13 protein-coding genes and 1 pseudogene are annotated in these 14264 nt (G+C 64.1%); 8 read left to right on the top strand and 6 right to left on the bottom strand.

The window, feature by feature from the left end; genetic code table 11:
* A complete protein-coding gene (locus ACZY1I_RS08730; protein WP_463753954.1) occupies positions 1-579 on the top strand; it encodes a hypothetical protein in 579 nt (192 codons plus the stop codon).
* 171 nt (positions 580-750) lie between these two features.
* On the opposite strand, the gene pcrA is transcribed toward ACZY1I_RS08730, so the two are convergent.
* Positions 751-3090 (bottom strand): DNA helicase PcrA, encoded by a 2340-nt coding sequence (pcrA, locus tag ACZY1I_RS08725; RefSeq protein ID WP_463753953.1) that lies wholly within the window; start codon positions 3088-3090, stop codon positions 751-753.
* A 131-nt stretch (positions 3091-3221) separates the two neighbouring features.
* On the opposite strand from pcrA, the gene ACZY1I_RS08720 reads away from it, so the two are divergent.
* The 4 genes from ACZY1I_RS08720 to pgi all read left to right on the top strand — a co-directional run bounded on the left by ACZY1I_RS08720 (position 3222) and on the right by pgi (position 6917).
* Positions 3222-3599, top strand: coding sequence for an ATPase (locus ACZY1I_RS08720; protein WP_463753952.1), 378 nt, complete (start codon positions 3222-3224; stop codon positions 3597-3599).
* 187 nt (positions 3600-3786) lie between these two features.
* Positions 3787-4101 (top strand): chorismate mutase, encoded by a 315-nt coding sequence (locus ACZY1I_RS08715; RefSeq protein WP_463753951.1) that lies wholly within the window; start codon positions 3787-3789, stop codon positions 4099-4101.
* Positions 4102-4163: 62 nt separating this feature from the next.
* Positions 4164-5129 carry an esterase family protein gene (locus tag ACZY1I_RS08710; RefSeq protein ID WP_463753950.1) on the top strand — a complete coding sequence of 322 codons (966 nt, stop codon included), beginning with the start codon at positions 4164-4166 and terminating at the stop codon, positions 5127-5129.
* A 129-nt stretch (positions 5130-5258) separates the two neighbouring features.
* A complete protein-coding gene (pgi, locus tag ACZY1I_RS08705) occupies positions 5259-6917 on the top strand; it encodes a glucose-6-phosphate isomerase (RefSeq protein WP_463753949.1) in 1659 nt (552 codons plus the stop codon).
* A gap of 86 nt (positions 6918-7003) precedes the next feature.
* Here the strand turns inward: pgi and ACZY1I_RS08700 are convergent, their stop codons facing one another.
* The 5 genes and pseudogenes from ACZY1I_RS08700 to cobF form a co-directional block, all read right to left on the bottom strand.
* Positions 7004-7753: an SDR family oxidoreductase gene (locus ACZY1I_RS08700; RefSeq protein ID WP_463753948.1), complete on the bottom strand. Its 750-nt coding sequence runs from the start codon at positions 7751-7753 to the stop codon at positions 7004-7006.
* Positions 7754-7769: 16 nt separating this feature from the next.
* Entirely contained in the window at positions 7770-8258 is a 489-nt protein-coding gene (locus ACZY1I_RS08695; RefSeq protein WP_463754349.1) for a zinc finger domain-containing protein, read from the bottom strand.
* A 129-nt stretch (positions 8259-8387) separates the two neighbouring features.
* Positions 8388-8633: pseudogene (locus tag ACZY1I_RS08690) on the bottom strand (DNA-formamidopyrimidine glycosylase family protein); the annotation flags it as partial.
* Between the two features lie 32 nt (positions 8634-8665).
* Positions 8666-9646: a PE family protein gene (locus ACZY1I_RS08685; RefSeq protein WP_463753947.1), complete on the bottom strand. Its 981-nt coding sequence runs from the start codon at positions 9644-9646 to the stop codon at positions 8666-8668.
* 506 nt (positions 9647-10152) lie between these two features.
* Complete coding sequence (cobF, locus tag ACZY1I_RS08680; RefSeq protein WP_463753946.1) at positions 10153-10896, bottom strand: precorrin-6A synthase (deacetylating); 744 nt, start codon at positions 10894-10896, stop codon at positions 10153-10155.
* A gap of 147 nt (positions 10897-11043) precedes the next feature.
* On the opposite strand from cobF, the gene ACZY1I_RS08675 reads away from it, so the two are divergent.
* The 3 genes from ACZY1I_RS08675 to ACZY1I_RS08665 all read left to right on the top strand — a co-directional run bounded on the left by ACZY1I_RS08675 (position 11044) and on the right by ACZY1I_RS08665 (position 14180).
* Positions 11044-11949 carry an AurF N-oxygenase family protein gene (locus tag ACZY1I_RS08675; RefSeq protein WP_463753945.1) on the top strand — a complete coding sequence of 302 codons (906 nt, stop codon included), beginning with the start codon at positions 11044-11046 and terminating at the stop codon, positions 11947-11949.
* Positions 11946-13163, top strand: coding sequence for a DUF4873 domain-containing protein (locus ACZY1I_RS08670; protein WP_463753944.1), 1218 nt, complete (start codon positions 11946-11948; stop codon positions 13161-13163). The genes ACZY1I_RS08675 and ACZY1I_RS08670 overlap by 4 nt, the downstream gene beginning before the upstream one ends.
* Before the next feature lie 243 nt (positions 13164-13406).
* On the top strand, positions 13407-14180 hold the full coding sequence (locus ACZY1I_RS08665) for an STAS domain-containing protein (protein ID WP_463754348.1): 774 nt from the start codon (positions 13407-13409) through the stop codon (positions 14178-14180).
* The last annotated feature ends 84 nt before the right edge of the window (positions 14181-14264 follow it).

Raw genomic sequence — 14264 nt, 5'->3', positions numbered from 1 at the left:
GTGACCGCGCCGAACGATCCCGCCGCGAACCAGGACCCCGACAAGCCCGCCGACTCCGACAGCGAGCCGCGCCCCCGAATCATCCGGCGCGCGCCGACCGGGCCGCTGCCAACCATCGCAGTCGAACTGAAGACCACCCAATTTTCGCGTTCCGCAGCGTTACATGACGCGACAGTCCGGGCCGATCACTTGTCATCCGGTGCTGGACACGCTGAGCCGGGCGCCCGCTCGGCCGTGGCCGTCAGTGCGGTCAGCATCGTCAGCGGATGGGCGACGTCAGTGGTAACCACCGAACTGATCGCCGGCTGGTGGGGCAGCGACCGGTTGTTCTGCGTGGCGGTGGGATTCTTGGCCCTGGTGTTCGCCGCGACGACCATCGCCGGCGTCATCATGCTGCTGCTGCGTCGGCACCTGGGGCGCTACCTGGTCATGACCGGGTCGGTGGTCGCGCTCCTGACCTATCTGGGCGTGTTCATCGCGGGCGCACGTGTGTCGTGGCTGGTGCACGTGCTGCCGTTGCTGCCGATCACCAGCCTGGGGCTGGCCATTCTTCCGGAGACCAAGCGCTGGGCCGACTAGGCGGGTCGGATGGTCGCGACCCGCTGCACCCGGCTACGCCGCGCTTGCGATCGCTCCGGTCCAATGGTCGCGACCCGCTGCACCCGGCTACGCCGCGCTTGCGATCGCTCCGGTCCAATGGTCGCGACCCGCTGCGCCCGGCTACGCCGCGCTTGCGATCGCGACGAGTCCTCAGAGCTTGCTGATCGGAGCGTGGTTATGCATCAGCTTGACTCGACCCGCGCTGCCGAAGTCGATCAGCGACATCGCCGATTCGCCGACGCCGGAGACTTCCTCGACCTTGCCCAGGCCGTACTTGTCATGCGTCACCCGGTCGCCAGCCTCCAACACCACCAGCGGACGCTTACTCGCACCGGGACGCATGGGCGATGAACGCGGGGTGCCGAACCGGCCTGCGCCGCTCACCGGCGCACTGAACGACGGCTTGGGAGCCGTGCGCCGCCAGTCGATGAGCTGCTGCGGAATCTCGCGTAGGAAGCGCGATTCCGGGTTCAGCATCGGCTGCCCCCAGGACGACCGCACGATCGCCCTGCTCAAGTAGAGGCGTTGCCGGGCCCGGGTGATGCCCACATAGGCCAGTCGCCGTTCCTCGGAAAGCTCGGTCGGGTCGTCCAGCGCCCGCATGTGCGGGAACATGCCGTCCTCCCAGCCGGTCACGAACACCACCGGGAACTCCAGACCCTTGGCGGTGTGCAGGGTCATCAGCGTCACCAGGCCGGCATTGTTCTCCGGGATTTCATCGGTGTCGGCGACCAGCGAGACGCGTTCCAGGAAGGCCGCCAATGCGCCGGTGTCGGGCACGTCTTCATCGTCGGGATTGCTCTCGGCAGCCAAGGCCGCGGCATTCGCCTGGTCGATGGTGAATTCGTGTGCGACGCTGACGAGTTCGTTGAGGTTATCCAGCCGCGCCAATTCCTGTGGGTCAGTTGACGATTCCAGCTCCCGCCGATAACCGGTGCGCTCGAGCACCGCCTCGACCAACTCGCCGAGGTCCCCGTCGAGGTGCCCGCGCAACTCATCGAGCAACTCGACGAAGCCGGCGATGCACTTCTCCGCCCTGGTGTTGAGCATTGACACCTTGCCCGCAGCGGCGGCCTGCAATGCGTCGGCGAAGCTCGCGCCGGTGTTCTCTGCGTACACCGCCACACACGCCTCGGCACGGTCGCCGATGCCGCGGCGGGGGGTGTTGAGGATGCGCCGCATGCTGACCGCGTCGCCGGGGTTGTCCAGCACCCGCAGATAAGCGACGATGTCGCGGATCTCCTTGCGCTCGTAAAAGCGCACTCCCCCAACGACTTTGTACGGAATCCCGGCACGGATGAAGACTTCTTCCAGCGACCGCGACGAATTGTTGGTGCGGTAGAAGACGGCCACGTCGTTGTAGGTGATGTCGCCCCGGTCGGCGAGTGCGTCGACCTCATCGGCGACGAATCTGGCTTCGTCGTGTTCGTTGTCGGCGACGTAACCGACGATCAGTTCGCCTTCGCCGGCATCGGTCCACAACCGCTTCTCCCGGCGCCCGGAGTTGCGCGCGATCACCGAGTTTGCCGCCGACAGGATGTTCTGTGTCGAGCGGTAATTCTGTTCCAGCAGAATCGTTCTGGCGTCCGGGTAGTCGCGCTCGAAGTCTTCGATGTTGCGAATGGTGGCGCCGCGGAAGGCGTAGATCGACTGGTCGGCGTCCCCGACGACACACAGTTCTGCCGGCGGAACCCCATCGTCATCTGGCTCGTCGGATCCACGGCCAACGAGTTCCCGCACCAGCATGTACTGGGCGTGGTTGGTGTCCTGGTATTCGTCGACCAGCACATGCCGGAACCGCCGCCGGTAGTACTGCGCGATGTCGGGGAAGGTTTGCAGCACTGCAACGGTCTCGCCGATCAGGTCGTCGAAGTCCATTGCGTTCGCCGCGCGCAAACGGCGCTGGTATTCGCCGAACACCGAGGCGACAGTGCGCGCCAGATCGTCGGATTCATCCGTCAGGTTCGACACCGCCTGATGCGGGTCGATCAGTTCGTTCTTCAGATTGGAGATCGCATTGGACAGCAATCGTGGCGAATACCGTTTGATGTCCAGGCCCATATCGCGGCCGATCATCTGCAGCAGCCGACGCGAATCGTCGGCGTCGTAAATCGAGAAGTTGGAATTGAGCCCCTCGATCAGCGACGCCTGATTGCGCAAAATCCGCACGCACGACGAGTGAAATGTCGACACCCACATGTAGCGGGCGCGGGGCCCGACCAGATTCACCACCCGTTCCCGCATTTCAGCGGCGGCCTTATTGGTGAAGGTGATGGCCAGGATCTGTCCGACCCCCGCCCCGCGGGCAGCGATCAGGTAGGCGATGCGCCGGGTCAGCACCGCCGTCTTCCCCGAACCCGCACCGGCGACGATCAGCAGCGGCGAACCCTCATGCACCACCGCTTGGCGCTGTTGCGGGTTGAGACCATCCAGCAGTTCGTCTACCTGCTCGGAACGGGGGGCTTTGGCTTCAGTTGCGTGCACACTCATGTCGCCCCAAACTTACCGCCGACCGGCGACAGTCGGGCCGCGGTCCGCCGTGATCGTCAAGAAAAGCTCGGCAGGCCCGGCCCCGGGCCAAGCCGCCGACGCCCGCTGGCGGTAGTCGCATACTGAGCAGCGTGACTGACAACTCTGCGGGGCCTATGCGCCCCCGCACCGGACGGGAACGCATCAAGACGCTCACCCAGGCTGCACTCAACGTCGACGTTCGGGTCGAGCAGGTGGAAACGCTGCTCGAGGGTCTCAACGCGACTCTCGGGGACATGAACAGTTCGATGGCGACCCTTGACGACACCATGGTTCGGTTCAACGACACCATCACCAAGATCGACGCGCTGGCACCGCGAATGGACGTTGTCGTCGATCGGATGGAGGCGATTGTGCACCGCGTGGAACGCCTCGTCGGCTTGGCCGAGTCCGTGCTTGCCCCATTGACCGCCACCGAGGACGCGGTTCGGGACGCTGTGAACATCGTGAAGAAGATCGCCAGGTTCTAACGCCTGGCAACTTCGCCGTTTTTTGCACGCGCGCGCCATCTGGTGGCAGACTCCAGACGTGCTCAAAAAGCAGCCTCGATTTTTTTACGGGTATCGACAAGCGGTGCCCGTGGTTTAGCTGCATTCGCAGAGCCCCGTGGTCCGCTTCCGGATTCGGGGCTCGTCTGTTTTGTGAGGCCGAACCCGGATGAGACCAGAACCACCACCTCACGAGAACGCGGAGTTAGCAGAGATGAACATCGAAACCGTCGACCCCGAACAGCTCGGTATCGACGAATTGCGCGGAGAGATAGACCGACTGGACGCTGAGATCCTTGCCGCGGTCAAAAGGCGCGCCGAAGTGTCCCAGGCGATCGGAAAAGTTCGGATGGCCTCCGGTGGCACCCGGCTGGTCCACAGCCGTGAGATGAAAGTGATCGAACGCTACAGCGAGCTGGGTCCGGAGGGTAAGGACCTGGCGATGCTTTTGCTGCGTTTGGGCCGGGGACGACTCGGCCACTAAACGGTTACTACCGCCGTTATATTTGTCGAATTCGAGTTTTGCTGCGGTAAATTTCGCCGGAAATGGTTACGGCAACAACAGCTGCAGTTTCGCCGTTGCGCTGGCTGATATCGCTGTCAGCGGCAACATTGTTTGCGTTGCTGGGTGCGTCGTTCAGCAGTCCAGCGACCTCGTCCGCCTGGTCGCGCCAGGGTCAGCCGATCGAGTACCTGATGGTCCCCTCGCCGTCGATGAACCGCCAGATCAAAGTGGAGTACCAAGGTGGCGGCTCGCATGTGGTTTATCTGCTCGACGGCATGCTCGCCCGTGACGACTTCAACGGCTGGGATATTCACCTGCCGGTCTTCGAATGGTTCGGCCAATCGGGCCTGTCGCTGGTAATGCCGACGGGCGGAATGGCGAGTTTCTATTCCGATTGGTACCGGCCGGCCGTCAGCAACAACGGAACGTCGACCTACAAATGGGAGATATTCCTGACCCAGGAGTTGCCCTCCTGGTTGGCGACGAACAAAGGCGTCAGCGCGACCGGCAACGCCGTGGTGGGCGCGTCGATGAGTGGTTCGGCGGCCCTGATCCTGGCGGCCAACTACCCGCAGAACTTCGTCTACGCCGCGTCGATGTCGGGTTTCCTCAACCTGTCCGCCGGAAACTGGCCCACTCTGCTCGGCGCGGTACAACTGGGCGCCGGCGGCTTCCGCCCTGACGCCATGTGGGGCCCACCCGGCGACCCGGCGTGGGCGGACCATGACCCCACGGTTAACGCCGCGAAACTGGTCGCCAACAACACCCGCGTCTGGGTCTACACCGGCAACGGCGGTGATTCCGATCTGGGCACCAAGCTGGACGCCAGCCTGCTGGAAAGCGCCACGCGCATCAGCAACAAGGTTTTCCAGGCCCGGTACAAGCTCAAGGGCGGGCACAACGGGGTGTTCAACTTTCCGGCCAACGGCACCCACACCTGGTTGTACTGGGGTCAGCAACTCCAGGCGATGCTGCCGGACCTTCAGCAGGTGCTCGGCAACCAATAACTCGCGCGCGTCGAGCCTGAAAGTCTGCAGAAGAAGTGCGAGTAACGCCCTGCCAAACTTCAGGTTCGACGGGCAGAAACCCAAACTCGGATCCTGACCAGCCCGCCCCGCGGCACTAGGGTTCAAGCCATGACTTCCGAGCCATCAGACATCACCGCCACGCCGGCGTGGGACGCCCTGCTCAAGCATCACGATCAGATCGGGGCCACCCACCTTCGCGAGTTGTTCGCCGACGATCCCGACCGCGGCCGGGAGTTGACGCTGAACGTCGGCGACCTCTACATCGACTACAGCAAACACCGCGTCACCCGCGAAACCGTGCAGTTGCTGATCGATCTCGCGCGGGCGGCCAAGCTCGAGGAGCGCCGGGACGCGATGTTCGCGGGCGAACACATCAACACCTCCGAGGACCGTGCGGTGCTGCACACCGCATTGCGTTTGCCACGCGACGCTGAACTGACCGTCGACGGCCAGAACATCGTCAAGGACGTGCACGAGGTGCTGGACGCCATGGGCGACTTCACCGATCGACTGCGTAACGGCGACTGGACCGGCGCCACCGGAGAACGAATCCGCACCGTCGTCAACATCGGCATCGGCGGTTCGGACCTGGGGCCGGTCATGGTGTACCAGGCGCTGCGCCATTACGCCGACGCGGGAATCTCGGCACGCTTCGTGTCCAACGTCGATCCTGCCGACCTGGTTGCGACGCTGGCCGATTTACAGCCCGCCACAACGCTTTTCATCATTGCATCGAAGACTTTCACCACGTTGGAGACGCTGACCAACGCCACGGCGGCACGCCGCTGGCTGACCGACGAACTCGGCGACTCAGCGGTCTCCAAGCATTTCGTCGCTGTCTCCACCAATAAGAAACTCGTCGACGAATTCGGCATCAACACCGACAACATGTTCGGGTTCTGGGACTGGGTAGGCGGGCGCTACTCGGTGGACTCGGCGATCGGCCTGTCAGTGATGGCCGTCATTGGCCGAGAAGCCTTCGCCGACTTCCTTTCTGGCTTTCACATCGTCGACGAGCATTTTCGGACCGCGCCGTTGGAATCCAATGCGCCTGCGCTGCTTGGCCTTATCGGGTTGTGGTACTCGAACTTCTTCGATGCGCAGGCGCGCGCGGTGTTGCCGTACTCTAACGACCTGGCGCGGTTTGCCGCCTACCTGCAGCAGTTGACCATGGAATCCAACGGCAAATCGACCCGCGCCGACGGCACCCCGGTTACCACCGACACCGGCGAAATCTATTGGGGCGAACCGGGAACCAACGGGCAGCACGCGTTCTATCAATTGCTGCATCAGGGCACCTGGCTGGTGCCGGCCGATTTCATCGGATTCAGCCAGCCCCTCGACGACCTGCCGACCGCCGAGGGCACCGGCAGCATGCACGACCTGTTGATGAGCAATTTCTTTGCCCAAACTCAGGTGCTGGCATTCGGCAAGACCGCCGAGGAGATTGCTGCGGAAGGCACGCCTGCCAACGTGGTGCCGCACAAGGTGATGCCCGGCAACCGACCGTCCACCTCGATCCTGGCTACCAGACTCACCCCGTCGGTGCTGGGCCAATTGGTCGCACTCTACGAGCACCAGGTGTTCACCGAGGGTGTGATCTGGGGTATCGACTCGTTCGACCAATGGGGCGTGGAACTGGGCAAGACGCAGGCCAAGGAGTTGCTGCCGGTGCTCACCAGCGATGGCTCACCTGACGAGCAGTCGGACAGTTCGACGGATGCGTTGGTGCGCCGCTATCGAAGCGAAAGAGGCCGCGCGGACTGAATCTCGTTCGCCGAATGTGAATCTCACGACGCGCCACGCCCGCGAGGCGTTGTGAGATTCACTCTCGACGGCAACGCGGAGAAATGTCAGGCGAAGCGCTTGGTCAGTGGCGGCGGCAGCACCCGAATCAGCTGCACCAGCGGCGCCCAGGGCCACCTGGGGACCACGGCGCGTCCGGGCTCACGTTCGATGGCATCGACAAGGGCCCGGACGCCAGTTTCGTTGTCCACCATCAGCATTGTGCTGCCCGACTTGGCCGTCATCTCCGACTCGATGTAGCCGGGTTCGATCGCAGTGACTTTGATGGGACCCTTGGCGTACTCGGCGCGCAGCGATTCACCGAGGGATGTCAGCCCGGCTTTGCTTGCGCAGTAAGCGGCCTTGACGCCAGGCACGCCCTTGTTACCGAGCACCGACGAAATGAGCACCAGGTGACCGGATCCACTCTTGGTGAACATCTCCAATGCGGTCTCGATCTGCACCAGCGCCGCAATCAGATTCGTCTCGATGGTCGCCTTGTTCGCCCACAACTTGCCCGAACCCAGCTTGGCCCCTTTGCCGATGCCGGCGTTGACAATGATGCGGTCGATGCCGCCCAGTTCATCGCTCAACTCGGCGAATACCTTCGGCACCTGCTCGTGGTCGTTGACGTCCAGCGCCGCCACCGCGATATTGATCGACGGATACTGCTGCAACAGTTCAGCTTTCAATTCGTCAAGGCGATCGGTCCGCCGGGCGCACAGCGCCAGGTCGCGGCCTTTGGCGGCGAAGGCGCGGGCCATGCCGGCGCCCAGGCCGGAACTGGCTCCGGTGATGAGGATTTTCTGGCGAGTCACTCAGGCAGCATATCCACTACTTGAGAAGCCGCGACATGCGCCGGTCGGCCAGCACTTTGCCACCGGTCTGGCAGGTCGGACAGTACTGAAAAGACTTGTCCGCAAACGATACTTCTCGCACAGTGTCGGCACAGATGGGACAGGGCAATCCGGTGCGCGCGTGGACGCGCAGCCCGGAACGCTTTTCGCCCTTGAGGGTGGCCGCGCCCTGGCCGACGGACCGGCTGACCGCGTCATTGAGAACGGAAATCATCGCGTCGTGCAGGGTGATGAGTTGCTCGTCGGACAGTTTCGCTGCGGTGGCGAACGGTGACATCTTGGCGACGTGCAATATCTCGTCGCTGTAGGCGTTCCCGATACCGGCGATCACCTTCTGGTCGGTGATGACGGTCTTGATCCGTCCGGTATTGCCTGCCAGCACGCGAGCCAGGTCGTCGGGCCCCAGCTCCAGCGCATCGGGCCCGAGTGTGGCGATCTGCGGAACCTGCTGCGGGTCACCGACCAGCCAGACCGCCAACCGCTTCTGGGTGCCTGCCTCGGTGAGGTCGAAGCCGGGCGCCGCACCGGGAGTGCCCAAGTGGACCCGCAACGCGATCGGCCCCTTGCCGGGCCGTAGCGGCGCCGGGGCCAATTTGTCCGACCAGCGCAGCCATCCCGCCCGGGAGAGGTGCGTGATCAGCCACAATTCCCCAGCCTGCAGGCCCAGGTACTTGCCCCACCGGCCGGCACCCACGACGGTCTGCCCGTGCAGAGCGTTGATGGGCGGATTGAAAGTCTTGAGCACCGACAGGGCGGCGACGTCGACGCGCCCGATCGTCAAGCCGACGGCATGCCGGCGCAGATGGTCGGCCAGCGCTTCGATCTCAGGGAGTTCGGGCACCTATCCAGTCTGCCGCGCACCGCGGCAAGCGGCTAGGCGGACCGTCCGGGCATGGGGTGCTGTAGCTGCTCGCCACTAGCTGCGGGTGCGGCATAGAAACCGTTACCGCCGCCGTAGAGCGGCCCGCCGGGGCCACGGAGGCCGCCTGTGACGTCGAGTGTGGGCGCGGCCTCTTCGACGAGTTCACTATCAACACCATGCGCGACGTGACTGGTGACCGTTTCAGCGTGGCCCTCGTCGCCGCCTCGGCTAGCGGGGGCCGTGGCAATTGCGCGATCCGCGGCGAGGCTTGCGCCAGCCGGGGATTGGCCGCTCAGAACGCCGCCCATCCCCGGGGCGCCGCTGCCGAATGAGGACATCCCGCTGCCGCCCGCAGATCCATCGATAGCAGCACCATTCGCGGCTGCGGCAGCACTTGTGCCGATAAGTGGCGCTGCGCTGCCTAGTAACGCACCGCTTGCGCCGCCACCCGAGAGCCGTGCGAGTGGAGCGGCGGAGCCGGGTAGGACCCCGTTCGAGCCGCCCGCGGCGTTGCCGCCTGCTGCGACTGCACCGGAGTGGCCGCCGCCCCCGATCTGGACGTAGCTGCCGTTTTGGCCGGTGTGCAGCACACGCTCATCTTGGTGGCCGCCAGACGCTGCGGCGGCGGCCGTGCTTCCGCCCGACGATATTCCGGCCAGCGCCTGCAACGGCCCACTGATGGCGGTCGCGGCGTCCTGCATTGGCATTTCGTTGAAAGCCTCAGCGGCGATGTACTGGTTAGCGCCGGCGTTCATCAACTGAACGAACTGCTGATGGAACAACGACGCCTGCTGGCTCAGCGATTGATAGGCCTGGGCGTGCGCGCTGAACAAGGCAGCGATCAGCGCCGAGACGTCGTCAGCACCCGCCGCAACCACGCTGCCGGTCGGCGCGGCCGCAGCCACACTGGCCTCATTGATCGAGGAACCAATGCTCGCCAGGTCCGTCGCCGCAGCAGTTACCCACTCCGGATTAGCGAACACGTAGGACATTCATCACCCTCTTCCCAGCCCTGGTATACCCGCAATTCGAGCCTAACCGAGCATTCAGGGTGCGGAGCACACGTTCTTCTCGATGCCGCAACCAACGATTCACCGGAGTTTTTTGGCCGATCGGTAGATGAAATAGCAGCTCAGACCCCATGCGGGCGGCCGGAACCCGGTTCGCCGAATGTCTGGTCATCGGTACCGCCGGTATCACCTACACCACCCCGGTACGCGCCCGCCTCGGGTTCGCCAATGGCTTGGTTTCAAGTTCGCGGGGTCCGGCGATGATCGGATGCCCACCGAGTGCTGCGCTGCGGTCGCCGCGCATTCGGGGTGGGCATCGACTAACGACATCAGTTACCTCCCGACCTTGGCGACAGCCCGATCGCACCAGTGACCCAGCTCACGATTTTCGCGCTCGGAAACACACGTTATCCCGAGACCGAGTGGCCGCTACGTGTTTTTTTCAATTCCTTAGACAAGCTTCAGAGGAGAGTCAGACTTGACGGCTACTAGTCGATTGCCCGCAGCAGATAGGTGTCCATGATCCACCCGTGCCGATCCCGGGCCTGGGCTCGCAGAGCTGCGATCAGCGCCCCCACCTCGCCGACGGTGCCCGCAACCAGGAGTTCATCCGGCGTCCCGAGATAGGCGCCCCACCAGATCCTGGTGTCGGGTGCACATCGCTGAAATGAGCAGTCGGCGTCAAGCATGATCACCGCCGTTCCGGAAAGTTCGCTCTCGCGCAGTCGCCGGCCCGTGGTGATCAAGACCGGTGCACCAATGTCATTGAGCGGAATGCGGTGCCGAGCGGTCAACGCTTGTATCGCGGTGATCCCGGGGACGACGTCATAGCTGATATCAACCTCGGCGGCCACCGCGTCCAAAATGCGCAGCGTGCTGTCGTACAGCGACGGGTCACCCCAGGCCAGAAAGGCACCCACGCCATCGGGGGCCAGCTCGTCGGCGATGGCTGCCGCCCACACCCGGGCGCGGGCGGCATGCCAGTCCGACACCGCTTGCCGGTAATCGGTGTCGGCGCAGCGCTGCGGGTCAGGCAGTTCGACGAACCGATACGCCGGCTCCCGGATGAATCGCGCGCAGATCTGCTGGCGTAGCGCCACCAGGTCGCTCTTGGTCTCGCCCTTGTCCATCGCGAAGAACACCTGGGTGTCGTTGAGCGCATCGATCGCCTGAACGGTCACATAGTTCGGGTCACCGGCACCGATACCTATGACATGAATATGGCGACTCAAATTCTGTCCTTCCGGCGTCGCTGCAGCTCAACCTAGCCGAGGCAGCACGCATCTAACTGAGACCGCCGGTACCCGGTACCAAGGGTATTGACTATTGGCTGTGACCTCCCTAACAATTGAGGCAACCCGATTGAAGGGACGTCAACGATGACTACCGCGATGCGACCAAGTGGGCCGAGTCGTGAAGACTTCTCCGACCGGCTACTCAAAGGCTCGGTCAAGAAGTCCTACGAACCCGTCGTCGATATCGACTGGGACGCACCACTTGACCCGGAAAAGTTCTTCCTGCCCCCCAAGCTGGTGTCGCTGTACGGCACACCGCTTTGGGACGAGATGACCCGCGAGCAGCAGATCGAACTGTCCCGCCAGGAACTGGTCAACACGTTGTCAGCCGGAATCTGGTTCGAGAACATGCTCAATCAGGCGTTGCTGCGGACCATCCTGCACGAGGACCCGACGAGCCGGTCGACACATTACAAATTGACCGAACTGGGTGACGAAACCCGGCACATGGTCATGTTCGGCAAGGCCATCGAGCGAATCGGCGCCAAGCCGGTACAGCCAAAGCGGTTGCACCGCTTCATCATCAACTTGCTTCCGCTGGCCTTCCAGCGCGGTTCCATGCTGTGGGTGGCCGCCCTGATCGGGGAAGAAATCTTCGACTCGCTACAGCGACAGATGATGGATGACCCGGAGTTGCAACCGATCATTCAGCGGCTCATGCGGATTCACGTCACCGAGGAAGCACGTCACATCCAGTTCGCGAGGGACGGCGCCCGCAAGCGCGTGGCCGAGATGCCCCGGACGAATCGCTGGTTCATGGCCAACATCAACGGGGTCGGCGGGTACTTCTTCAACTACCTGTTCAGCAATCCCGTCCCGTACGCACGAACCGGTCTGGACACCAAGCAAGCCCGACGCGCCGCACGCACCAGCTCGCACCGGCGGGAAGTACAGGTCGCCGGATTCGCGCCGCTGGCAGCATTTCTCACCGAGGTGGGACTGCTGGGCCCGATCGCGCGCCGGGCCTGGAAGCGCAGCAGGTTTCTGTGAGCCCCGGGGTGTCAACCCCGCCGATCGTTGTCGTCGGCGCGGGCGCTCGCGGCCAGCGCGCACTGAACGCGATACGCGCAGCGGGCGTCACCAAGGTCGGACTACTTGACGTGCCCGAGCGGGAATGTGGTTGCCTGCGTTCGGTTTTCAACGAAGACACCGGCTCTTGGAAACTACACACGGCCGCCGGAGACATCGTCCGAGCGAACGTCGTCATCAACACCCACCCACCGATGTGGCGCCCGTGGGTCCCGAATCTGCCGGGATGCAACGATTTTCGCGGCTTTTCCTTTCACGCTGCGGCGTGGGACCCCAACTTCCACGCGGCCGGCAAGCGCATCGCCGTCATCGGCGGTGACTCCTGGGCAGGCCATCATCTCGGCCGGTTGGTCGGACCGGCACGGTCGGTAACCGTTTTCGCGCACGCACCCCGACGGGTGGTCACCGAGTTACCGATGTGGACGACCCGCACCAAGCGTTGGCTGCGCCGCCCGGACCGCCGACCGCAGCCGCAAGTGGGGGCGGCTGTCGAATCGATTACCGCGACGGGCCTGCGTACCTGCGACGGTGTCGAGCATCCGGCCGACGCCATCATCTTCGGCACCGGATTCACCATCCCCGAGCAAGCCTCGGAAGAGTCGCTGGTGGGTGCCGCCGGTATCACCCTGCGGCAGGCGTGGGAGGACGGCATGGAGCCGTTCTTCGGAGTGGCCCTGCATGGATTTCCGAACTACTTTTTCGTCCCCGGCCCGGACGCCGGCGCCCAGGAACGCTACATCGCCCAGTGCGTCGCGCTGATGAAACGCACCGACAGCGGTCGCGTCGAGGTCCGCCACAGCAGCCAGCAGGTGTTCAACGAACGCTCTCAGCTCAGCGCGGCCCCGGCTCCCCCGGTCACCTCAGCGTTCGAGCTGTCATCCAGTGCCCCGGACTACGAGGACACCTATGACGGGGCGGCAACGCTCGAGATCGGTGGTGTCCGCCATCCGGTGCGAGTTCGGCTGATCGGACACCTCGACCCCCTCGACGGCAATTACCACTGGCAAGGGACCGTCTTCGATGCCCTACCGGAGGAATCGCTCAAGGGGGCGCGGTCGGCCACTCTCTCGGTGGGTCAGCACACGGCGCCCGCCCGCATTGTCGAGAAGACGCCGTGGGGCACCCACTCGGTTGCCGGCGTGGGCGCACCACCGTATTCCCGCTGCGCGAACTGACTCCCGCGCCGCTCCAGCGCGGCAGCGGAATTTCTGCGTCTGAACCCCCTGTTGTGCCATTAGGCTGGATGCGGGGCGGGGCGGAAGATCGATTTGGGCCGGCGAAGCGGGCGGATCCAGGCCGATCGACGACGGGCAGACGTTCGAGGAGCTGGACATGGGGGCGGGCGAAACGTTGGCATTGATGTGCCGGTTCAGGCAACCCCGATATCTGATGGCCGGCATCGGCCGCATTACCTGGACTTGTTTCGGATGAGCGCCGTCGCGGAGCCGCACAACTCGCTTGCGATCGCGACCCGAACCGAGGAATCGGTGGTGGTGCTGACCGCCGAAGGAGTGCTTGACGCCAGCAACTGCGCCGAGGTACGCGAGGCGATCACCAACGTCACGATCGACGCGCCCGACGCTGTCATCGTCGACGTCAGCGCACTTGAAGTCCCGGACGAAGCGACCTGGTCGGTATTCATCAGCGTGCGCTGGCAGCCGGAGACCCGGCCGGACGTCCCGATCTTGCTGGTTTCCAGCAGTCGATCAGCCCGCGACGCGCTCAACCGCAGCGGAGTCGCCCGGTTTATGCCGGTCTATCCGAACGAGAAGGGGGCGGTGCGGGGCGTTGCGAAACTGGGCCGTCGAAAAGTCCAGCACTCAGAGCTGAAGCTGCCCGCCAACCTGGCCAGCCTGCGTGAGTCACGCCAGGCGGTGCGCGAGTGGTTGACCAACTGGTCGAAAGCCGGGCTCATTCCGGTCGCGCTGGTAGTGGTCAACGTGTTCATCGAGAACGTACTGGAGCACACCGGCAGCGACCCGGTGATCAGGATCGAATGCGAAGGCCAGACAGCCACTATCGCGGTTTACGACGACAGCAGAGCGCCCGCCATTCGCCTTTCGTCGCCGTCCAAGGGCATCGACGTGTCCGGGCTGGCGATCGTCGAGGCACTGTCGCGCGCCTGGGGCAGCACCCCTTCATCCTCGGGCAAGACCGTCTGGGCTGTGATCGGCCCGGAGAACCAGCTTTAATCTGCCCCTGCCGGGTGGACCCGATGCGGGCCGAATTGGAACACGTTCTAGTGTCGGTTGACGGCCCCTTCGAGGAAAGCAGGG

The organism is Mycobacterium sp. IDUB_37 (genome assembly GCF_055419245.1).
The sequence above is the reverse complement of the archived record's forward strand: the minus strand, read 5'-3'. Positions and strand labels throughout refer to the sequence as shown.